This window comes from Nonomuraea cavernae, from assembly GCF_040655715.1.
Lineage (GTDB): Bacteria > Actinomycetota > Actinomycetes > Streptosporangiales > Streptosporangiaceae > Nonomuraea > Nonomuraea cavernae_A.
On record NZ_JBFAKL010000005.1, the window covers coordinates 1 to 21363 of the forward strand.

At 68.8% G+C, this 21363-nt stretch carries 21 protein-coding genes and 1 tRNA gene; 13 read left to right on the forward strand and 9 right to left on the reverse strand.

Features of this window, described 5'->3' with window-relative positions; genetic code table 11:
• Nucleotides 1–421: 421 nt before the first annotated feature.
• Complete coding sequence (locus tag AB0I38_RS08635; RefSeq protein WP_358464171.1) at nt 422–820, forward strand: hypothetical protein; 399 nt, start codon at nt 422–424, stop codon at nt 818–820.
• Here the strand turns inward: AB0I38_RS08635 and AB0I38_RS08640 are convergent.
• From AB0I38_RS08640 to AB0I38_RS08655, 4 genes are all read right to left on the reverse strand, one after another.
• Nucleotides 817–1755: an aminoglycoside phosphotransferase family protein gene (locus tag AB0I38_RS08640; protein WP_358464174.1), complete on the reverse strand. Its 939-nt coding sequence runs from the start codon at nt 1753–1755 to the stop codon at nt 817–819. The genes AB0I38_RS08635 and AB0I38_RS08640 overlap by 4 nt on opposite strands.
• A gap of 517 nt (nt 1756–2272) precedes the next feature.
• Nucleotides 2273–2740: a group II truncated hemoglobin gene (locus tag AB0I38_RS08645; RefSeq protein ID WP_358464177.1), complete on the reverse strand. Its 468-nt coding sequence runs from the start codon at nt 2738–2740 to the stop codon at nt 2273–2275.
• A 256-nt stretch (nt 2741–2996) separates the two neighbouring features.
• Nucleotides 2997–4331 carry an ABC1 kinase family protein gene (locus AB0I38_RS08650; protein ID WP_358464179.1) on the reverse strand — a complete coding sequence of 445 codons (1335 nt, stop codon included), beginning with the start codon at nt 4329–4331 and terminating at the stop codon, nt 2997–2999.
• A 59-nt stretch (nt 4332–4390) separates the two neighbouring features.
• Nucleotides 4391–5503: a ThiF family adenylyltransferase gene (locus AB0I38_RS08655; protein WP_358464182.1), complete on the reverse strand. Its 1113-nt coding sequence runs from the start codon at nt 5501–5503 to the stop codon at nt 4391–4393.
• A gap of 106 nt (nt 5504–5609) precedes the next feature.
• Between AB0I38_RS08655 and AB0I38_RS08660 the strand changes: the two genes are divergently transcribed.
• From AB0I38_RS08660 to AB0I38_RS08670, 3 genes are all read left to right on the forward strand, one after another.
• Nucleotides 5610–6392 (forward strand): enoyl-CoA hydratase/isomerase family protein, encoded by a 783-nt coding sequence (locus AB0I38_RS08660; protein ID WP_358464185.1) that lies wholly within the window; start codon nt 5610–5612, stop codon nt 6390–6392.
• A 68-nt stretch (nt 6393–6460) separates the two neighbouring features.
• A complete protein-coding gene (locus tag AB0I38_RS08665) occupies nt 6461–6976 on the forward strand; it encodes a M48 metallopeptidase family protein (protein ID WP_358464188.1) in 516 nt (171 codons plus the stop codon).
• Nucleotides 6973–7557 carry a hypothetical protein gene (locus AB0I38_RS08670; RefSeq protein ID WP_358464191.1) on the forward strand — a complete coding sequence of 195 codons (585 nt, stop codon included), beginning with the start codon at nt 6973–6975 and terminating at the stop codon, nt 7555–7557. Before AB0I38_RS08665 ends, AB0I38_RS08670 begins: the two co-directional genes overlap by 4 nt.
• On the opposite strand, the gene AB0I38_RS08675 is transcribed toward AB0I38_RS08670, so the two are convergent.
• The 3 genes from AB0I38_RS08675 to AB0I38_RS08685 are packed head-to-tail and all read right to left on the reverse strand — an operon-like array spanning nt 7544 to nt 10387.
• Nucleotides 7544–8542, reverse strand: coding sequence for an endonuclease/exonuclease/phosphatase family protein (locus AB0I38_RS08675; RefSeq protein ID WP_358464194.1), 999 nt, complete (start codon nt 8540–8542; stop codon nt 7544–7546). The two genes, AB0I38_RS08670 and AB0I38_RS08675, sit on opposite strands and share 14 nt — an antisense overlap.
• Nucleotides 8543–8570: 28 nt before the next feature.
• Entirely contained in the window at nt 8571–9131 is a 561-nt protein-coding gene (locus AB0I38_RS08680) for an NUDIX hydrolase (protein WP_358464196.1), read from the reverse strand.
• On the reverse strand, nt 9128–10387 hold the full coding sequence (locus AB0I38_RS08685) for a zinc-dependent metalloprotease (RefSeq protein WP_436838729.1): 1260 nt from the start codon (nt 10385–10387) through the stop codon (nt 9128–9130). The genes AB0I38_RS08680 and AB0I38_RS08685 overlap by 4 nt, the downstream gene beginning before the upstream one ends.
• 79 nt (nt 10388–10466) lie before the next feature.
• On the opposite strand from AB0I38_RS08685, the gene AB0I38_RS08690 reads away from it, so the two are divergent.
• The 5 genes from AB0I38_RS08690 to AB0I38_RS08710 all read left to right on the forward strand — a co-directional run bounded on the left by AB0I38_RS08690 (nt 10467) and on the right by AB0I38_RS08710 (nt 16269).
• Nucleotides 10467–11540 (forward strand): NAD-dependent epimerase/dehydratase family protein, encoded by a 1074-nt coding sequence (locus tag AB0I38_RS08690; RefSeq protein WP_358465144.1) that lies wholly within the window; start codon nt 10467–10469, stop codon nt 11538–11540.
• Nucleotides 11541–11578: 38 nt separating this feature from the next.
• Nucleotides 11579–12004 carry a molybdenum cofactor biosynthesis protein MoaE gene (locus AB0I38_RS08695; RefSeq protein WP_358464199.1) on the forward strand — a complete coding sequence of 142 codons (426 nt, stop codon included), beginning with the start codon at nt 11579–11581 and terminating at the stop codon, nt 12002–12004.
• A gap of 10 nt (nt 12005–12014) precedes the next feature.
• Nucleotides 12015–13061: a YlbL family protein gene (locus AB0I38_RS08700; RefSeq protein ID WP_358464202.1), complete on the forward strand. Its 1047-nt coding sequence runs from the start codon at nt 12015–12017 to the stop codon at nt 13059–13061.
• A 129-nt stretch (nt 13062–13190) separates the two neighbouring features.
• On the forward strand, nt 13191–16121 hold the full coding sequence (locus AB0I38_RS08705; protein ID WP_358464205.1) for a UPF0182 family membrane protein: 2931 nt from the start codon (nt 13191–13193) through the stop codon (nt 16119–16121).
• A gap of 71 nt (nt 16122–16192) precedes the next feature.
• Nucleotides 16193–16269, forward strand: a tRNA-Met gene (locus AB0I38_RS08710).
• A gap of 143 nt (nt 16270–16412) precedes the next feature.
• On the opposite strand, the gene AB0I38_RS08715 is transcribed toward AB0I38_RS08710, so the two are convergent.
• Entirely contained in the window at nt 16413–16808 is a 396-nt protein-coding gene (locus tag AB0I38_RS08715) for an SdpI family protein (protein WP_358464208.1), read from the reverse strand.
• Nucleotides 16809–16967: 159 nt separating this feature from the next.
• Nucleotides 16968–17279, reverse strand: a complete 312-nt coding sequence (locus tag AB0I38_RS08720; RefSeq protein ID WP_358464211.1) for an EthD family reductase — start codon at nt 17277–17279, stop codon at nt 16968–16970.
• A 319-nt stretch (nt 17280–17598) separates the two neighbouring features.
• Here AB0I38_RS08720 and AB0I38_RS08725 point away from each other — a divergent pair, with 319 nt between their 5' ends.
• The 4 genes from AB0I38_RS08725 to AB0I38_RS08740 are packed head-to-tail and all read left to right on the forward strand — an operon-like array spanning nt 17599 to nt 21238.
• On the forward strand, nt 17599–19899 hold the full coding sequence (locus AB0I38_RS08725; protein WP_358464214.1) for a sensor histidine kinase: 2301 nt from the start codon (nt 17599–17601) through the stop codon (nt 19897–19899).
• Nucleotides 19880–20305 (forward strand): roadblock/LC7 domain-containing protein, encoded by a 426-nt coding sequence (locus tag AB0I38_RS08730; RefSeq protein ID WP_358464217.1) that lies wholly within the window; start codon nt 19880–19882, stop codon nt 20303–20305. Before AB0I38_RS08725 ends, AB0I38_RS08730 begins: the two co-directional genes overlap by 20 nt.
• Nucleotides 20302–20652, forward strand: a complete 351-nt coding sequence (locus AB0I38_RS08735) for a DUF742 domain-containing protein (protein ID WP_358464220.1) — start codon at nt 20302–20304, stop codon at nt 20650–20652. Before AB0I38_RS08730 ends, AB0I38_RS08735 begins: the two co-directional genes overlap by 4 nt.
• Nucleotides 20633–21238 carry a GTP-binding protein gene (locus AB0I38_RS08740; RefSeq protein WP_358464223.1) on the forward strand — a complete coding sequence of 202 codons (606 nt, stop codon included), beginning with the start codon at nt 20633–20635 and terminating at the stop codon, nt 21236–21238. The genes AB0I38_RS08735 and AB0I38_RS08740 overlap by 20 nt, the downstream gene beginning before the upstream one ends.
• Nucleotides 21239–21363: the final 125 nt, after the last annotated feature.

A 21363-nucleotide genomic window follows, 5' to 3' on the forward strand; every position in this document is an offset into this window, starting at 1 on the left:
CGCTTCACATTTCGTTCTGTTGTGTTCAAATCCTCCCAGCCCCCCAGATCCGTGTCAAATTCACCCGAACCAGTCTGACCAGCAGAAATCGAACATCACCCCGTTCCCAGGGCAACCCCTCTAACTTACCAGGCGTCTGGATAGACACAAACCATCCAGACAAACCACAAGAAGTGGGATGTGCCGGGCGTTCCGAGATTTTGGTGAACCTGCGGTGCCCTGCGCTCCGCAACTCTAGCAGCCTTGAACCCCCACCCGGTGCCACGTAGGTAATCTTCAGGCCCTCCCCTCACCACCTGACACTCAAACCTGCCCAACACGCCGCCCCACATCCGTGAAGGCAAGCCGACCGCAAGTCATCCGCAATCGTGTCTCGGTACGAAGTACCTACGAGCACCATGCGCCCACGGAGGTGTCCACCATGACTCGCTCGGAGTTCGACGACATCCGCGCCTACCTCGCCGACGAGGCGACTCATGCTGGAGACCTGCTGCGAGTCGCCCGGACCCTGATCGACGACCTCGAACACGCCCGCATGCGCGAGGCCGTTCTGCGGACGCACTACCTGCGCCTGCTTACCGCCGCCAGGGCCACGGTCGCCGCGGACATCGCCAACGCGCCCGATCCCCTGGCCTTCATCAAGCACGAACTGGCCGAGAGGGAGCAGCTGCCCTCCGACGGCGAGGCCGTACAGCGGATCCTCTCCGATGCCCGGACGGCGGCGGCGCTGCTCGCCTGCCTGGAGCAGAAGGAGACCATCCGCCCGCGCGGCATGCGCTCGCGTCGCTGCGTCGGCGCCGGTCGCCGCCTGCCGCGCTAGGCCGTCAGTTCCTCCACTGTGCCGGCGAACGCCGACCAGGCCAGTTCCGTGTCGGGCGTCCGCCCATGGGGGCGGCGAAACTGATCGACGAAGATGGCCACGTCGTCCAGGGCCCATCGAAGGCGGTAGAAGGCCAGAGCGGCCGGCTGCGGCCAGCGGCCGGACACCTCCGCATATCTTTCGAGATCTCCCTCATACAGCCAGAGGTCTCGCTCGGGCGGCGCCAAACCCACCGTGTCCCAGTCGACCAGCAGGCCCCGCTCCCCCTGCCACAGTAGGTTGCCCGAGTGCGGCTCCCCATGGGTGACCACGCGCACGTCCCAGTCGACTTCGCTCGCCAACCGGTCGAACTCGCCCAGCCGTCGCCGTAGCCCCTTGGCGTGGTCCGCTACCAGCGATCCGGCGGCGCGCGTGAACGGACCGGCCTCCCAGGGACGATCAGACCCCGCGATGGCCTGCTCCAGACTCGCCCGATGCCACGGTTGGCGTTGAGGAGCAGCGCACTGTGCCGGTGGCTCCACCTCGTGCAGTCTGGCCAGCAGGTCCACGACCAGTCCTCGCTGTGCGGGTGTCAGCTCCTGGCCGAATGATCCAGGTATGCCGTCCAGGTACGGGAAGACACTCACGGCGTATCGGGCACCGGCCTGCCGGACGGTCTCGCCGTGAGCCGTGCGTACGGGAGCCACCACGAAGTCCAGGTCGCGCAGCGCGTCGGCGGTGTCCATGGCGTGGCGGAGAGCGGCTGTCCCGTGCGGGCCCTTCAGACGCAGGTCGACGGCGGTGACGAACCACCGCCGCCCGTCAGCGCCGGTCGCGATCCAGTGGTAGTCGCCGAAACCGACTGGGGCGTAAGCCAACACGATGGGTTGAATGCCCCATTCGGGTAGGACCAGCCGGAGGGCGTGCTCGTCGAGATCGCTGGGGCGGTCCTGCATCTTTGTCATGTTATCGGACGGGCATAAAGCGGTGACCGGATGACAACTCGGCACATACTCGCCCTTGGGCGTACGGCTGTAAGACTTCGCGTATGTGGCAACGAGGGTTGAATTGGGCGGCAATCATCCTTGTCGGAGTATTCGGCCTAATGTGGCTCGGTGTCGTGATTTATGCGGACGAAGCCTCTCCTCTTTGGATGCGGATCGTGGAAGCCATCTTCGGCGTCCTTCTGACCTGCTGGGCCATACGAAAAGCAGTCCTGATGATCAATAAAGCCTGAGAGCCATGAGCGGGCACCTGGACGAACCCAGGCACGACATGGGCGACGCGCAGGAGCCATGGATCTGGGCAGACTCTCCCAGCAGCACCGAATCACCGAGATGGACGACGAGGAGTCGGCACGGAGCAGCCCTCGGTGGATTCGCGAGGAGGGCGGGCGCGAGTCCGACACGCTCGTGGAGCTGCTGGAAGAGCCTGGGGCGGATGTCGAGCAGGACGATCGCCGGGGGCCCGAGGTCACGGCGTGTACGGCGGGGCCACGCCCCAGCCCCAGCGAGGCACCGGGGCATGGGTGACGGGCTGGGCCCCCGGTCGCGAGTTGTGCAGGGCGAGTCGCGTGCCCCACTCGACGTAGCCGGCGAACGCCGCCCTGAATTCGGGATCGTCCGGCAGTCCCACCTCGTCGGCCGCGTCCATGAGCAGGTTGATCCAACGGCGGCGCTGCGGCTCGGTGATCGCCTTGCGAAGGTGCATGGAGAGCATGTGCGGGTAGCCGCCCCGCTCCTCGGTATAGCGTTCGTGGCCACCGAAGACCTCGCCCAGCCACATGGCGACATATCTGGGGTGATCGGCATCCATGTGCTCGAACAGCGGGCCGATCAGATCATCCCTCTTCACCTGCCGGTAGAAGGCATCGGTCAGGCGTTCCAGCGCCTCCGCGCCTCCCGCCCATTCGTAGAGCGTGGGTACGCTTTCCTTCGTCATGTAATGATGTAATCAACACGCCGAAGGCATTTCAAGGGCCCCTATGTCGCCTGATCGGCAACTGCAGGAAAGAGGACATCCACTCCTTTCCGCCGAACGGCTGCTCCACCGGTGACGCGCCTGAGCCTGACGCTCGATGGGACCGGGCGGGAGTGGCGGCACTGCTGTCAGAGGCGAGCACCAAAGGGCCGGCTATCTGGCTGTCTCCTGGCCCTTCGGCGAACGTGACCAGGTCAGGGCAAGGTAACCGCGGGGCTCAGCCGACGGAGAGCGGTTGCTCGTCGGGGTCGTCGGTGAAGCCGGGGACCCAGCGGATCACCTCGTCACGGAACCGAGCGGTCGCGTTGAGCTGGCAGAGCACGCCGACGCCCGCCGCGTGCACCCGGTGGATGAGGACATAGGACACCGGGAGGTTGAGCTGGCGCACCACGTTGGTGGGCCGGAGGTCGGTGACGCTGGCGGCCTGAGCCTGTAGCCATTGGCGGCTGAAGGTGAACTCCTCCACGGCCGTCGGCTCGACGTAGGGGGCGAGGAAGCCCCGGAGGGCGTCGACGTCCACCTCTATGCCGGGCAGGATGAAGCCCTCGGCGCGGAGCCCTTCGACCACACTGTCCATGTCGCCCTGGTTGAAGATGCGGGTGAGCTGGCCGAAGACCTTGGGGTAGCCCTCCGGGAGACGGTTGACCGCACCGAAGTCGAGGATGCCGAGACTGCCGTCGTCGAGCATGCGGAAGTTGCCGGGATGGGGGTCGGCGTGGAGCATGCCCACCCGGGCCGGTGAGCAGAACAGGAAACGGACGAAGAGCAGGCCCATCCGGTCGCGTTCTTCCTGGGTGCCGTCGGCGATGACGCGGGACAGCGGGGTGCCGTCCATCCACTCGGTGACCAGCACCATCTCGTTGGCGGCGATCACGTCGGGCACGTGGAAGTCGGGGTCGTCGCGGAACTCGAGAGCGAAGGCGTGCTGGGCCTCGGCCTCGCGGAAGTAGTCGAGCTCTTCGGCGATGCGCTCGCGCAGCTCGGAAAGGACCGCCTTGATGTCGAGGCCCGGCAGCAACGCGCCGAAGAGTTTGCCGAGGCGGGCCAGCTGCGTGAAGTCACCGAGCAGGGCCTTGCCGGCGCCTGGATATTGGATCTTGACGGCGACTTCTCGGCCGTCGTGCCACACGGCGCGGTGGACCTGGCCGATGGAGGCCGCGGCGGTGGGCTGGTCGTCGAAGGAACGGAAGTTTTCCCGCCAGTCGTCGCCCAGTTGCTCGGAGAGCACCCGGTGGACCGTGGCGACGGGCAACGGGGGCGCGGCCTCCTGCAGCTTGGTCAGCGTGGCCCGGTAGGGGCCGACGATCTCCTGGGGCAGCGCCGCCTCGAAGATGGACAGCGCCTGCCCGAGCTTCATGGCACCGCCCTTGAGCTCGCCGAGCACCTTGAAGATCTGCTCGGCGGTGCGCTGCTGGATCTCCTGGGCGACGAGCTCGGCGGGCCTGCCTCCGATGCGCTTGCCCAGGCCGAGTGCGGTGCGGCCGGCGAACCCCAGCGGAAGGGTGGCCAGTTTTGCGGAGCGCGTGACGGCGCGGCGCGGCAGATCGCTCACACTGATGCACGGTATCTCGATCGAGAAACCGCTCCCCCCTTCGCGATGTCGTCTCCGGATCACGTCAGTCCCTGGTCGCTGACATCCTCCATTCTTAGCGAATAAGGATTGTTTCGCATACAACGACATTCGGGATGAGGGCTCCAAGGCCTGGTTTTCCAGTGCCAATCAGGCATGACGTCCACTGTGCCATTGGTCACAGCAGCCTCCCGGCCATCAAGATACGCAAGCGCGTGACCGGTCACGGAGGCGGCCATCAGTGCCGCCAGGGTGGTGTCGCAGGCGATCTCGCCGGGTGGATAGCCGCCCAGGCGGGCGGTGACGATCGGCCAGTCGGGGTCGCCGTCGCGCCGGGTCAGGTCGAGGCAGTGCAGGCAGGCGGTGCGGCCGGGCAGCACCAGAGGCCCCACGGAGCCGTGGCCCTCGAAGGCGGAGACCAGGAGGTGGGCGATGCCGAGCGTGGTCAACTCGCGGACGAGCACGCCGTCGAGCGGGGCGACCGGGGCGAGGATGACGAGATCGGGGCGCTCGGTCCGGTCGCCCAGGTAGGGGCCGCCGGCCCGCACCTCGTTGGACGGCCTGGCCCCGTCGCCGGACAAGAGCCGCCGGGCCACGGCCACCGCCCCCTCCTGTCGGCTCATCCCCGCCTCGGCCCAGGTCAGCCCGCCCGGTGTGATGTCGCGCACCCGGACCGGCCCGGGATCGATCACCCGGATGTCTCCCACTCCGCAGGCGGCAAGGAGCGTGACCACCTGGGCTCCTACCCGCCCGGCTCCGTAGACCCGCACCCGCGCCCGCCGCCTGACGGCCAGCGCGGCCGCCGCGCCCTCCGGAGCGGTCGACGCCAGGTCGAGGGCGTCGAGGTCGGGGCCCAGCCGGTCACGCTCGGCGAGCGGCAGCTCCTTCGCGGGAACCATGGCGGCGTCGTGCACGACCCCACGCGCGGTGAGCTGGTCGAGCAACCCTCGCGCCTCCTGCTCGGCCAGGCCGGCCGCCGACGCGGCGACCAGCGTCTGCCCGAGGTCGCGGCTCCCGTCGAGCCCGTCGATCCACTGCCGGACGGACCGCGTCAGCCCGGTCAGCAGGATCGCCCGCCCGGGATGCACACCCAGCTGCAACGTCTGCTCATCGCGGACGATCCGTTTCAACGCGGGCTTCACACGTGGCCTCATGGGCGTCAGATTCGCACGTGCGCCCGCACCCCGGAGCGGCTTTGCGGGCTCCTGTGGATAACCCCGCACCTGAGCGGCCGGCCTGTGGACGGTTACGATCTCCGGCATGAACGAGCTCTTGGTTGATCGCTCGGAAGACGGCGTCGTCCGAGTCACCCTCAACCTGCCCGACAGGCGCAACGCGATGACCGACGACATGACCGAGCAGTGGCGCCGGACGATGGCCGAGATGGCGGCCGACCAGGACGTCCGCTGTGTGGTGGTCACGGGGGCGGGGGCGGCCTTCAGCTCGGGCGGCGACCTGTCCTGGCTGGGCGAGCGGGGTGCGGAGCCGGTGCCGCGGCTGCGTGACCGGATGCTCGGCTTCTACCGCACGTGGCTGTCCATCACCGAGTTGGAGGTGCCCACGATCGCCGCCGTCAACGGGGCCGCCGTGGGCGCGGGGCTCTGTGTGGCGCTGGCCTGCGACCTGATCTACGCGGCCGACGACGCCAAGCTGCTGGCCCCGTTCACCTCGCTGGGTCTGCACCCGGGGATGGCGGCGACGTACCTGCTGCCCAGGAGGGTGGGGGTCGGGCTGGCCCGGGAGATGCTGCTCGCCGGTCGCACGCTCACCGGGGCGGAGGCGGCGGGTAAGGGACTGGTGGATCAAGCCTTCCCGCGAGATGACCTCATGAGCGAGGTCGACATGGTCGCCAGGAAGATCGCCAGCAACGCCCCCATCGCCACCAAACTCACCAAAATTGCTCTGAATCAGGACCATCAGGACCTCGAAGCCGCGTTGCGCTGGGAGTCGCTCGCCCAGCCGGTGACCATGGCCTCTGCAGACATGATCGAGGGCCTGACCGCCCATCGGGAAAGGCGCATGCCCAAATTCACCGGCTCTTAATCATCTGACCAGCAGAAACAACCCCTCTCCCTCTGTGGAATTTCGTCAGTCTCGGCTAACGTGCATATGTGCCCCCCGAGACAGTCGAGGTTCGTCGCAGTCCTCGTCGCCGGCGGACGGTTTCCGCCTACCGCGACGGCGACAAGACGATCGTGCTGCTGCCCTCTTGGCTGACCGGTGAAGACGCTGACGAATGGGTGAGCCGGATGCTCGATCGGCTGGCGGCCAAGGAGCGCCGGAGGCGGCCGACCGACGAGGATCTCCTCACCCGGGCGCGAGAGCTGTCAATGAAGTTCCTCGACGGCAGAGCCGAGCCGGTGAGCGTGCGCTGGGTCGACAACCAGCAGCACCGATGGGGCTCCTGCACCCCGGAGAACGGCACGATCCGCATCTCGACGCGCCTCAAGGGCCTGCCCGAATGGGTGATCAACTACGTGGTCATCCATGAGCTGGTGCATCTGCTCGTGCCGAGCCACGGCCCCGCGTTCTGGAAGCTGGTGGAGCAGTATCCCAAAGCGGAGCGGGCGCGCGGGTTCCTCGAAGGGTTCTCCGCCGCCGGGCACTCCACACCGGAGGAGTGTTGACGCGCGTCGTCGCGGTGCTGGCGCGGCGGAGCATGGCGGGGGCGGCCCCCGAGGGCGTCGAGCCCCGGGCGTTCCTCGAGGCGATCGCCGAGGACACCTACGAGATGGTCGCGAGCCTGGAGCTCGTCACGCCGGTCCTGGTGACGAGCGTTCCGGAGCTCGAGGAGATCGTCTGGCCCGGCACCGAGGTGATCGTGGTCGACGAGGACATTCCGCTCTCCGGCGTCCTCGGGCGGCTGAAGGGGGATCAGGCCGCCGTGGTCGCCGCCGACGCGCCCGACCTGCCGCCCCTGCTGATCGGCAAGTTGTTCCGCGAGCTGGGCCGCGCCCAGGTCACGGTCTGCCCGGCCGAGCAGGGCGGAGCCGTGGCGCTGGCCTGCGGTCTCCCGATGCCCGGCTGGGCCGAACCCGATCTCGACGACCCCCACCTGGTGGCGACCCTGCGTGCTCAGGCCCCGGGCCCCCGCATGGTCGCGACCGGGCCCGGCTGGCACCGCCTGCGCACCCGCGCCGATCTCGACCGCCTCGACCCCGGCCTCGAAGGCTGGGACTCCACCCGGGCCCTGATCAGGGCACGCTGAGCTCGGCGAACACCGCCCGGTGATCGGTGCCGGGCACGGTGTGCACGCTGACGTCCTTGACGCCCACGCGCCGGTCGACCAGCACGTGGTCGATCGTGATGATCGGCGGCACCCGCTTGTTCGCCGGCCAGGTCGGGATCAGGCCCGCGCCCACCTGGTCGGCCGCGTCCTTGTAGCCGCGCGACAGCAACCGCCGCATCGGGACGTGGTCGATCGTGGCGTTGAAGTCGCCCGCCAGCACCCGAACGGTCTCGGCCGAGGCCGGCGGCAGCGCCTGCAGTGCCTCGTTCCAAGGCGTGAACTGGCGGCCCAGCGGCGGGAAGGGATGCACGTCCACGAACTCGATCGCCTTGCCGCCCGGCAGCGACACCCGAGCCGCCGGCATGTTGTGCCCGATCGGCGCGACCATCTGGTCGAGTGGCTCGACGGGATGCTTGGAGTAGATGCCGCTGCCGGCCGCGCTCCACTCGTCCTGGAGCACCCGATGCGGCATCAGCGTCTTCAGCCCCGCCGCGTCGAGCTCGCTGACCGCGCCGGGGGTCAGCTCCTGGGTGCTCAGCACGTCGGGATCGAAGCGGCGTACCAGGTCGACGACCGTCTCCACGTCGGCCCGCCCGAACAGCAGGTTGATCGTCAGCACCTTGAACGGTCTGCCCGCCGTGGCCTCGGCGGAGCCGAGCGCGCGGGGCAGCACGGTGAAGCCGAAAGCGGTCGTCGTGAGGAGGGCGACCGCGGTCGCGGTCCGCTTGCGGCCGAGCGCGGCGATCAGCAAGGGAACCAGCGACCCCGCGGCGGCGTACGGCGTCGCGGTCATGAGCTGTGTGGGCAGCGACCCGCGCTCCAGCCCCGCCACCCTGGCCAGGGCCCAGGCCGCGAACGGTGTGACCGCCAGCCAGGTCAGCACGGCGCCGCCGATCCTGCGGCGAGGCGCGCGTACGGGCGTGACGATCGTGCCCCCGACAGGACTCTCGGCTGAGATGTCCACCTACCCCCCTTTTGGAACGGTACGGACTCTAGCCGCGTGCGCGTGAACTCGACGTAAGGACCGCCCTGCCACGGGCCGCCAGCCGGCGGGTGGCGTCGTCGGAGAGCTCGGGGATCTCGTCGACCGGGAACCAGCGCAGGTCGAGCGACTCCTCGCTGATCACAGCCTCGGCGTCGGCGGGCGCCACGGCGGCGTACTCTACGTCGAGGTGCCAGCTGTGGGGGGGATGGCACCACACCTTGTGCCGGTCGAGCGCCAGCGGGCCGGGGAGCAGTTGGAGCCCCTCGATCCCGGACTCCTCGGTGGCCTCGCGTAGCGCGGTGGCCTCGAGCGTCGGGTCGGACGGCTCGCAGTGGCCACCCATCGGGAGCCACATCCCGGCCTTGGGATGGAGGGTGAGCAGCACGCGGGCACCGTCGTGCGACAGCACCGCGGTGGTCGCCGTCAGGTGCCCGGGCACGCACTCGCGCCACATCGCGTCGTGGTGGGCGCGCAGGTGGTCGAGAAACTCCTCGCGCAGCAGTTTCTCCTCGACGGTCGGCGCCGCCCAGCCGGTCAGCACGGCAACCGCGTCGCGGTGTGAGCTCAACGCGCGTCGCCCTCGCCGTCGTCGGGCTTGTCCTCAAGCTGTGAGATGTCCCACGACGAGTCGCCACGTACGAACGCCTCGGGATCGTCCAGGTCCTCGGCATGCGGCATGAGGTCGGGATGTGACCAGAGGGCGTCGCGCTCGTCGATGCCGCGCGCGTCCTTCAACGCCTGCCAGAGGGCCGCCGCCTCGCGCAGCCGGCGGGGCCGCAGTTCCAGGCCGACCAGCGTGCCGAAGGTCAGCTCGGCCGGGCCACCCGTGGCGCGGCGGCGGCGTACGGTCTCGGCCAGCGCGCCGGCGGACGGCAGCTTGCCCTCGGCGGCCTGGCCGACCACGGTGGCCACCCAGCCCTCGACCAGGGCGAGCATCGTCTCCAGGCGCGTCAGCGCGGCCTTTTGCCGCTCGGTCTCCTCGGGCTTGAGGAGCGCGCCGCCGCTCAGCGCCTCCTGGATCGCCTCCGGGTTGTTGATGTCGAGCCCGCGGATCTGCTCCTCCAGGGCGGAGGTGTCGACCGTGATGCCCTTGGCATACTCCTCGACCGCGCCGAGCAGGTGGGAGCGCAGCCACGGCACGTGCTGGAACAACCGGTGGTGGGCCGCCTCGCGCAGCGCCAGGTAGAGCCTGATCTCGTCGGCGGGCAGCTCAAGGCCCTGGCTGAAGGAGGCGATGCCGCCGGGCAGCAGCGCGGCGGTGCCGGACAGCGGCAGGCCGATGTCGGTGGTGCCGATCACCTCGCGGGCGAGCGAGCCGAGGGCCTGGCCGATCTGCTGGCCGACCATCATGCCGCCCATCTGCTTGAGCATGCCCATCAGCGGCCCGGCCATCTGCTGCGCCTCGGGCGGCAGACCGGCTCCGCCGAGCGCGCCGCCCATGGTGTCGACCATGCGCTCGGCGATCGGCTCGCAGAGCTTGCGCCACACCGGGATCGTGTTCTCGATCCATTCGGAACGGCTCCACGCCTGCGGATTGGACACGCCGCTGGGCAGCGAGGTCGCCTCGTTCAGCCAGAGGTCGGCCAGGCTCAGCGCGTCGACGATCTGACGGCGTTCGCCTTCCATGACGCTGGGATCGCCCTCGGCGACCACGGCGTGGCGGGCGATGTTCTTGGCCATGTCCCAGTTGACAGGGCCCGAGCCCTGCGGCGCCGACAGCATGTCGGCGAACTGGCGCATCGCCTGAGCCATCTGCTCAGGGTTGCCGAACATGGCGAACGGGTTTTCGTTAGGGTCGTTTTCGCGACCTGGCAGGTCAGTCACCGCTCTACCTCGTGCAGGATGGAGGAGTCCACATCCGCAACGTTAGTCGTCCTACGGCGGATCAGTGCAAAGTGAGGACCTGGTGCCTACCTCGAAACGCCCGCGCCAACCAGTCGTAGCCGTCACCGGCGCTGCCTCCGGCCTAGGCCGCGAGCTGCTCGCGAGGCTCGTATCCTCCGCGGATTTCCGCAGAGTGGTGGCCATTGACGAAGAGCGCGGCGACATCCAGGAAGCCACGTGGAGAGTGATCGACGTACGAGATCCGCTCTTGGCGAACCGGATCTCCGACATCGACGTCCTGGTCCATCTGGCCGGTGACTACGCGGTCGACTCCGTCCCGGGCGAGCGCCGGGCCTACAACCTGCGGGCGGCGCAGACGGTGCTGACCGCCTCCGCCGCCGCGCGGGTCCGCCGTGTGGTGCTCGTCACGAGTGCCATGGTGTACGGCGCCGCGCCCGAGAACGACGTGCCGCTGCCGGAGGACGCCGCGGTCGCGGCCGAGCCCGACACCGGCGTGGTGGGCGACTACCTGGAGATCGAGGCGCTGGTCCGCCGGGCGCTGCGCAGCCATCCCGGGCTCGAGGTGACCGTGCTGCGGCCCGCGGCGGTGGTGGGGCCGGGGGTCGACACGGTCATCACCCGGCATTTCGAGTCGCCCAGGTTGCTGACGGTCAAGGGCTGCTCACCGCGCTGGCAGTTCTGCCACCTTGACGACCTGCTGTCGGCGCTGGTGCTGGCCGCGCGTGGCCTGGTGACGGGCGTGCTGGCGGTGGGCTCCGACGGGTGGCTGGAGCAGGAGAAGGTCGAGGAGCTGTCGGGGCTGCGGAGGTTCGAGCTGCCCGCGGGGCTGACGTTCGGCACGGCCCAGCGCCTGCACCGGCTCGGCATCACCCCGGCCCCCGCGACCGACCTGCATTACGTGGTCTACCCGTGGGTCGTCGACTGCGCGGGGCTGCGCGAGGCCGGCTGGAAGCCCGCCTGGACCAACGAGGCGGCGCTGGAGCAGTTGCTGGAGCTCCGCGAGAACCGCACGACCGTGGTCGGCAGGCGGCTGCCGGTCAAGGAGGCGACGCTCACGGCGGCGGGCGCCACCGTCGCGGTCATCGGCACCGCGGCCATCGTCCATCAGGTGCGCAAGAAGCGGCGTCACTGAACGCGGCATCTCCGGACAGACTCTGTAGGCTCCCTTATGTGGACGTCATCCGGTTGCTCGGCATTCGCGACACCGCGCTCTCCGTGGACGAGGTGCTGGCCGCCGTGGGCGACCACGCCGCCGGCGGCACCGCCGTCTTCGTCGGCACGGTACGTGAGCAGGATCACGGCAAGCCGGTGACCCGGCTGTCCTATTCGGCCCATCCGTCGGCCGTCGAAGAGCTGAGGCAGGTGGCCGAGAAGGTCGCCGCCGACTTCGCCGTCACCGCGCTGGCCGCCGTCCACCGGGTCGGCGATCTGGAGCTCGGCGACACGGCGGTGATCGTGGCGGTGGCCTGCCCGCACCGCGACGAGGCGTTCAAGGCGTCCCGCCGGCTGATCGACGATCTCAAGGCCCAGGTCCCGATCTGGAAACATCAGGTGTTCGCCGACGGGTCGGCCGAGTGGGTCGGTGCCTGCGAATAAGCTCGTCTCCATGTCGCGACGCGCCTTGACCCTGCTGGTTTCGGGTTTTCTCGTGCTCGCGCTCGGCATCCTCGGCGCCACCGCGAAGGTTCCGTACGTCGTGCTGAGCCCCGGGCCGACCGAGAACACGATCGGCGAGATCGAGAAGAAACCCGTGATCGCGATCAGCGGACGGGAGACCTACCCGACCAGCGGTGCGCTGAGCCTGGTCACGGTGGCCTACCAGGGCGGCCCCAGCAGCCGGATCGATCTGCTGACCGCGCTGCGGGGCTGGATCGATCCGAGTGTCGCCGTCGTCCCCGAGGAGACGATCTTCCCCGACACCCGCTCGCAGAAGCAGGTCGAGGAGGAGAACACGGTCGAGATGACCAACTCCCAGGACTACGCCACCGCCGCCGCGCTGACCGAGCTCAAGATCCCGTACAGCACCGTCGTCTCGGTCGCGTCCGTCCAGAAGGGCATGCCCGCCGACGGCAAGCTGAAGGACAGCGACAAGATCAACACGGTCGACGGCCAGCGGGTCACCGAGCTCAAGACCGTCTCCGACGCGGTCAGGGCACACAAGCCGGGCGAGACCGTCACCTTCAACGTCACCCGGGGCGAGAAGACGCTCGACGTGATGGTGCCGACCAAGGCCGGCTCCGACGGCAAGTCGATCGTGGGCGTGGTCATGCAGCCCAAGTACGAGTTCCCGTTCGACGTCGACATCAGCGTGGGCGACGTCGGCGGGCCGAGCGCGGGGCTGATGTTCTCTCTCGGCATCATCGACAAGCTCACGCCGGGCCAGCTCACCGGCGGCAAGGACATCGCGGGCACCGGCACCATCACCCCGAACGGCCAGGTGGGCGCGATCGGCGGCATCGCCCAGAAGATGGTCGGCGCCCGCAAGTCAGGGGCCTCGGTGTTCCTCACCCCGGCCGAAAACTGCGACGAGGCCCTGCAGGCCGTGCCTGATGGGCTGCGCCTGGTCAAGGCCGACAACCTGCACGACGCGGTGCTCGCACTCGACGCGCTGCGCACCGGCAAGGGCGCAGTGCCCGCTTGCGGCACCGGATGAAACTTCTGGCGGCCGTCGTACGTTAGCCGTAGGGCTGGCCCTGCGGTGTAGGTTGCCAGACACGGACCGTTTGTTCATCACGACGAGGGGTTGGCCTTGAGCTTCCGGACCCCAGGAGCCGGCAGGGCGATGCGCTTGCCCCGCCGACCGCGACTGCTTCTGCCTGTCGCGATCGCACTTGTGGCGATCGTGGCGTTGTTCTTCCTCTTCTCCGGCATTTATACCGACTATCTGTGGTTTGACGCGATCGACTACACGTCGGTCTTCTCCGGTGTGCTGCTGACCGAAATCGTGCTGTTCCTGGTAGGAGCGGTGCTGATGGTGGGCATCGTCGGCGGCAACATGCTGCTGGCCTTCCGGACGCGACCGATGTTCGGGCCCGCCATGTTCGGCGGCGGCAGCGGCGCCGACCGCTACCGCATGGCGCTCGACCCGCACCGCAAGCTCATCTTCATCGTCGGCATGGGCATGCTCGCGCTCTTCGCGGGCTCGTCGTTCGCCGGACAGTGGCAGACGTGGATGAAGTTCGTCAACGGCGAGATGTTCGGCAAGGCGGACGCGCTGTTCGGGTTCGACATCTCGTTCTTCATGTTCGACTATCCGTTCATCCGGATGGTGCTGAACTTCCTGTTCACCGCGGTGATCATCTCGATCATCCTGTCGGCGATCACGCACTATCTGTACGGCGGGTTCCGGCTGCAGTCGCCGGGCGTGCACGCCTCCCGGGCCGCGCGGGCGCACCTGTCGGTGCTGCTCGGCGTGTTCGTGCTGCTCAAGGCCGTCGCCTACTGGATCGACCGCTACGGTCTGGTCTTCTCCGACCGCGGCTTCGTCAACGGCGCGTCCTACACCGACGTCAACGCCGTGCTGCCGGCCAAGACGATTCTCGCGATCATCGCGCTGATCTGCGCCGCGCTGTTCTTCGCGGGCGTGATCAGGCCGGGCGGCATGCTCCCCGGCGTGTCCTTCGGCCTGCTGGTGCTGTCGGCCGTGCTGATCGGCGGCGTCTACCCGCTGCTGGTCGAGCAGTTCCAGGTCAAGCCCAACCAGCAGCTCAAGGAAGCCGCCTTCATCGATCGCAACATCGACGCGACACGCGAGGCCTACGGCGTCGCGGGCGCCGAGATGATCGAATACACGGCCGAGGCCGATCCGACCAAGGTCAAGACCAACGACGGCGACGCCTCCGTGTCCGGTGTGCGGCTGCTCGACCCTGCTCTGGTCTCCGCGACGTACGAGCAGACGCAGCGCATCCGTGGTTTCTACGGCTTCCCCGACCAGCTCGACGTCGACCGCTACCCCGACGCGACCGGCAAGCTGGTCGACCATGTGGTGAGCGTTCGCGAGCTGCTCGGCCCGCCCGAGGGCCAGAACAACTGGATCAACAAGGCGCTCGTCTACACGCACGGCTACGGCTTCGTGGCCGCGCCGGGCAACGAGGTCGACTCAGGCGGTCTGCCCGCGTACGACGCCAAGGACATGCCGGTCACCGGCCAGCTGGCCACCTCGACCAAGCTGTCGGAGCCGCGCGTCTACTTCGGCGAGACCACCGCGGCCAACGAGTACGTCATCGCCGGCGGCAATCCCAGCAACCCGCAGGAGCTCGACTACCCGGAGACGGGCGGCACCGGCCAGAAGAACACGGCCTACACCGGCAAGGGCGGTGTCCCGGTCGGCTCGTTCATCAACCGGATGATGTTCGCCGCGAAGTACGGCGAGAAGAACATCCTGCTGTCGGGTGACGTGAACGACAACTCCAAGATCCTGTACGTGCGCAACCCGCGTGACAGGGTCGAGAAGGTCGCGCCGTTCCTCACCCTCGACGGCAATGCCTACCCGGCGATCATCGACGGCCGGATCACCTGGATCGTCGACGGCTACACGACCTCCAACGAATACCCCTACTCGCAGAGCGAGAGCCTGGGCGACATGACCCGCGACACCACGACCGACCGTCGCGTGGTCACGCAGCAGCCCCAGGACCACATCAACTACATCCGCAACTCGGTCAAGGCCACGGTCGACGCCTACGACGGCACGGTCACGCTCTACAGCTGGGACGACAACGACCCGGTGCTCAACACCTGGAAAAAGGCGTTCCCCGGGATCATCCGCCCGGCCTCCGACATGAGCCCCGACCTCAACAGCCACGTGCGCTACCCCGAAGACCTCTTCAAGGTGCAGCGCTACACGCTCTCGCGTTACCACATCACCAACGCGGGCGCCTTCTACAGCGGCCAGGACTTCTGGAACGTCCCCAACGACCCGTCGCAGGGCGACCAGCAGACCAAGCAGCCGCCCTACTACCTGACGACCACGATGCCGATCGACAACGCCAAGCCGTCGTTCTCGCTGACGACGACGTTCGTGCCCAGGGAAGGCCCCAACCTGGCGGCCTTCATGGCGGCGGGTTCCACCGTGGGTGACGACTACGGCAAGCTGCGCATCCTGCGCATGCCGTCCAACACCGCCATCCCGGGCCCGGGCCAGGCCCAGAACAACTTCCAGAACAAGTTCTCCGGCGAGCTCGGCCCGCTCGGCCTGGGCCAGGCCAACGTCAGATACGGCAACCTGCTGACCTTGCCGTACGCCGGCGGGCTCATCTACATCGAGCCCGTCTACGTGCAGACCAAGGCGGGCACCGGGCAGGAGCCCTACCCCATCCTCAGGCGCGTCCTGGTGGCGTTCGGCAACAAGGTGGGGTCGGGCGACAAGCTGGAAGACGCTCTGAAGCAGGTGTTCGGCGACGCCCAGCAGACCACCCAGACGCAGCCCAACCAGCAGACCCAGCCCAACCAGCAGATCACGGCGCTGACGCAGGCCATCACCACGGCGGAGAAGGCCTACGAGGACGCCCAGAACGCCCTCAAGGCCAACCCGCCGAACTGGGAGGAGTACGGCAAGGCGCAGAAGCGCCTGGACGACGCGCTGAAGGCGCTGCGCAACCTCGGCGCCGAGCCCGCGGCGACCGGCACGCCCAGCCCGTCACCGTCGGCCAGCCCGTCGGCCACGCCGACCACCTCACCCACCACGACACCGACACCGGCGCCCAGCCCATGATGGGCTGGGCGGCCCCGGCCGATCAGTTTGCACCCACCCCGCACGGCCGATACTCTTACACCACACACCGACGCGGGGTGGAGCAGTTCGGTAGCTCGCTGGGCTCATAACCCAGAGGTCGCAGGTTCAAATCCTGCCCCCGCTACCACGTGACATCGCAGGACATCGAAACCCTCGAACCCATCAGGTTCGAGGGTTTTCGTTGTTCCAGGGCTATGGCCGGTTCCAGGGGTGGTGACCGGTTGGCGACCACAGGTCACGTCACACCGGCGTTCCAGCCTTCGGCCGCTCTCAGGTGCCGGAGGCGTCGGCCTTTCCTGACATTTGCCGGTTGACCTGCGCAGCCACGCGATTGGCTCGCCAGCAGATGAGCAGAACGCCGACGACGAGGATCATGAGCTGGATGCCGATGATCACGAATTCCACCGCTTCGGGCAGGGTGAACGCGACGTCGCTGATCACGGAAGCACCGATCACAGTCGCCATCACCCCGGCGAGTCGCCGTAACGGGCGCCTCGCCCAGGTGTGAGCGGCGTTCCACGCCTCGGGGGAGGCGAGTGTTTCGCGGGTGCGAAAGCCGGAAAGACGGTTGCGGGTGTCGACCGCGCCAGATTCATCGTGAAAGGGGATCAGCACCAGAGCGAGTGACGGGAGCATCAGCAGGGATGTTACGAACACAGGTCCCATGCCCTGGATCGTACCGTCTGCGCTATCTCGGACGATCAACAAACGTCTGGGCCGTCCCGCATGTCACCCGAGCCGTTCGTGGCCGAGGAGGCGGTTGTCCCGACGAAAGCCCTGGTCACGGGGAGCGGGACCAGGGCTTCGCGGAGTGACGGTCGGGCCTCAGAGCACGACGTCCGCCGGGCCGGTGAGGATCGTGACCCCGGCACCGGCGAAGTTGGCCAGGTCGGCCAGTGCCGCCTTGCCCACCTCGCTGCCCACGGCCGCGTTGAACGACTCCTCGTCGTCGAAGGTCAGCACCGCGGCGAGGTGGTAGGCGGGCCGCTCGCCCGAGGGGGCGGCGGGACGGGTGGCGGTGTAGGAGCGCAGCCCGGGGAACTGGGCCGCGAGCGGAGCGTGCGTCTCGTTGTAGTGCTTGTCGAAAGCCGCGGCGCTCTCGGGATGGTTGTAGAGCGCGATGAGCTGGAATGCCACTGCCTGCCTCCAAGGTCGATGACTGTCGGCTGCTTCGATGAAACATCTCCCGGGCGCGCGGCGGAAGGCTCTGCCCGCGTGTCGTCAGTGGCAGCGCGGATCCCAGCCCGCGCCGGCCGGAATCACCGGAACGCCGATGGGCACGGGGATTCCGTCTCGAAATCCCAACTTTTGCGACGCCATCTTGTCGCGCGCGAGCCCCCCCGGCATAGTGGGACAAATCACAACGCGCTAGTCGCAGCGTGCACAACAGGCATTTCTTGCCTCACTCAGGCCGTTCGACCATGCGCAGCCACACGCGCGGAATTGGACAGTACGCATGAGATCCGTCCCGCCGATCCGCTCCAAGATCCTCAGGATCCTCCTGGTGCCGCTGATCTCACTGGTCGCCTTGTGGGGGTTCATCGCCTATTCGATGGTTGGCGAAACATCCGGATTCGCGCAGAGCCGGAGCGAATGGGATGTCGTCGGTGTTCCCACACGGGCGTTGATCACCGAGATCCAGCGCGAACGTCAGGCCACCGCCGTGAGCGCCGGCCGTACCGCGGACGATCCGGAGCTCGCCGCGCAGCGGCAGCGCACGGACAGCGCGGCGGCACGGATCCGGGAGGTGGCCACGACCGTCAGCGAGGAGCACCCGATCGGCACCAAGCCCGAGACCGTGCAGGCGCTCCTCGACGCGCTCGAAGGGCTGCCCGCGGTGCGCTCCGCCACCGACGAGGGGCAGATGACCCCGCTCACGGCGACGGAGAAGTTCGGCTCGCTGATCAGCGTCGCCAACCGCCAGTTCGGCGGTACGGAGCGGATCACCGAGATCTCCTCCTACCGGGTGCTGCGCGGGCTGACCGCCTACAGCTCCGCCACCGAGTACCTGGCCAGGGAGAACGCCATCCTGACCCCGGCGCTGGCCCGTGGCGAGATGACCCGGGCCGAGCACGCGGCGTTCGTCACGGCGATGACCAGCCGCCGGCTCCAACTCGTCAACGCCGAACGTGACATCGGCCCCGATCTGCGGGAGTGGCACGCGCAGCTCGTCGCGACCCCCGCCTACCAGCGGTTCCTGACGGCCGAGGACGCGGTCTACAGCTGGCACACGACCGGCAAGCTGCCGGTCTCGGCGAGCGCCTGGCACCGCGACACTCAGGCCACGATCACCGGACTCAAGAGCAACTCCGACCGGGACCTGGCCCGCGCGACCGCGAAGGGCGAGGGCCTCGTCGCGGCCGGCCTGCTGCGCATCTCGCTGGTCCTGGGGCTCGGCCTGCTCGCCGTGGTGCTGTCGATCGTGCTGTCCTACCGGTTCGGCCGTTCCCTGATCGGCGAGCTGAAGCGGCTGCAGGGCTCCGCCGTCGAACTGGCCGAGGTACGGCTGCCGCGGCTGGTCGAACGGCTGCGCAAGGGCGAGGACGTCGACCCGGCCGAGACCCCCGAGCTGGAGCGCGCCCGGACCGCCGAGGTGGAGCGGGTCGCGCAGGCCTTCTCCGCCGTCCAGCGGACCGCGGTCGAGGCCGCCATCGGCCAGGCCGTCCTGCGCAAGGGCGTCGGCCAGGTCTTCCTCAACCTGGCCCGGCGCAACCAGGCGCTGCTGCACCGCCAGCTCAACCTGCTCGACTCGATGGAGCGCAAGGTCGAGGACCCGGAGACGCTGGAAGGACTGTTCAAGCTCGACCACTTCACCACCCGCATGCGCCGGCACGCGGAGAACCTGATCATCCTGTCGGACGCGGCCCCCGGCCGGCGCTGGCGCGACCCGGTGCCCGTCTACGACGTGGTGCGCAGCGCGGTGCTGGAGGTCGAGGACTACACCAGGGTCAGCATGCCGGCGATGGCCCACGCGCCGCTGCTGGTAGGCGGCGCGGTGACCGACGTCATCCACCTCATCGCCGAACTGGTGGAGAACGCCGCGGTCTTCTCCCCGCCGAACACGATGGTGCAGGTGCGCGGCCTGACCGCGGCCAACGGCTTCGCCATCGAGATCGAGGATCGTGGCCTCGGCCTGAACCCGGCCGCTCTGGAGGAGCTCAACGCCCTGCTGGCCAACCCGCCGGAGTTCGACCTGGCGGGCAGTGACCGGATGGGGCTCTTCGTGGTGTCGCGGCTCGCCGCCCGCCACGGGATCAAGGTCGTCCTCCGCCCGTCGCCGTACGACGGCACCACGGCGATCGTGATGCTGCCGTCGAGCCTGATCACCGAATGCGGGGGCCCCGGCGCGGAGCTCGAGGTCTCGCTGTTCGACGCCGGCCGGTCGTACCCGGCCCGTCCTTCCCGGCCTGGTCCTTCGGCCGCCGGGACGCTCCGCGCCGCGTCCGCCGTACGGACGCTGAACGCCGCTCCGCCACCACCGCCCGCGCCGTCGCCCGTCGAGGCGGCCACCGCGTCGCCGCCGGACACCGACGACGACCTCGACGGCCTGCCCGTACGAGTACGGCAGGCCAGCCTCGCACCACAACTACGCAAGCCGCAGTCGCGGGACGAACCCGATGTCACCACCCGCTCCCCGGAGGAACTCCTCCGCGTCATGTCCTCCATGCAGCAGGGCTGGCGGCAGGGACGCGAGGAAGCCGACTGGCCCCACGACATGCGGAATGGAAAGGACTCCCATGGCCGACCCGAGAACTGAGCTGAGCTGGCTGCTCGACGACCTCACCCAGCGCGTCGCGGGCGTGCGCCACGCGATCCTGCTGTCCGCCGACGGTCTGACGATGGGCGGCTCGCAGGGGATGACAAGGGAGGACAACGAGCACCTCTCGGCCATCGCGGCCGGCAGCCACAGCCTGGCCATGGGCGCGGGGCGCCACTTCGGCCTCGGCGGAGTCCGCCAGACGATCATCGAGCTGGAGGGCGGCTTCCTGTTCGTCACGGCCGCGGGGCAGGGCGCCCGGCTGGCCGTGCTGGCCGCGGGTGACGCCGAGCTGGGGCTGGTCACGTACGAGATGGCCCTGCTCGTCAAGCGGGTGGGTGAGCACCTGTCCACGCAGCCGAGGGGAGCGGCCCCGGCGCCGGTATGGAACGGCACGAAACCGTGACGGACGAGGACCCCGGGCCACTGGTCAGGCTGTTCGGGCTCACGGGCGGCCGGGCGCGGCCGCACGGCGAGACGTTCGACCTGGTGGCCATCGTGAAGACGAGCAGGCTGCCGTTCGAACCGGCCGGCCTGAACCCCGAGCATCAGACGATCCTGTCCATCTGCCGCAGGCCGACCCCGGTGGCCGACGTGGCCGCGCAACTCGGCCTGCCGCTCAACATCACTCGAGTGCTGCTCGGCGACCTGCGCAGCGATGGTCTGGTGACCATCGACCCGCCCCAGAGCGCCGACCAGACGATCGACGAACGCACCTACAGGGAAGTACTGCATGGAATTCGCAGGCTCTGACCGCCTCCGGCCCACGGGGAGGTCACTCGCCGCCGCGACCGCCCTGAAGATCCTGGTGGCGGGCGGTTTCGGTGCTGGCAAGACCACCCTGGTGGGCACGATCAGCGAGATCCGGCCGCTGCACACCGAGGAGCTGCTGAGCGACCGCGGCATGGGCGTGGACGACATCTCCGGCGTCGAGACCAAGGTCACCACGACGGTGGCGCTCGACTTCGGCCGCATCACCATCCGCGAGGACCTCTGGCTCTACCTGTTCGGCACCCCGGGCCAGGACCGGTTCTGGTTCATGTGGGACGAGCTGTCGCTCGGCGCGCTGGGCGCCGTCGTCATCGCCGACACCCGCCGCCTGCAGGACTGCTTCCCTGCCGTCGACTACTTCGAGCAGCGCAGCCTGCCGTTCGTGGTGGCGGTCAACTGCTTCGACGGCGCCCGCCGCCACGATCCGGCGAAGGTACGGCGAGCGCTCGGACTGGACGAGCTCACCCCGGTCGTCATGTGCGACGCCCGCAACCGGGCCTCGGTCAAGGACGTGCTCACCACCCTCGTCACGCACGCCGTGGGAGCGGCGTACCAGAGCGTGCCCTGACCGGGCGGCCGGCGGGTGCCGGCCGCCCGATCACACCGCTCCGCCAGGGCCAGTACGGGCTCAGCAGGCCGCGTGATCAGTTCAAGCCGCCGATCCTGCCTGTGTCCCGCCCTGCTCCTGCTCAG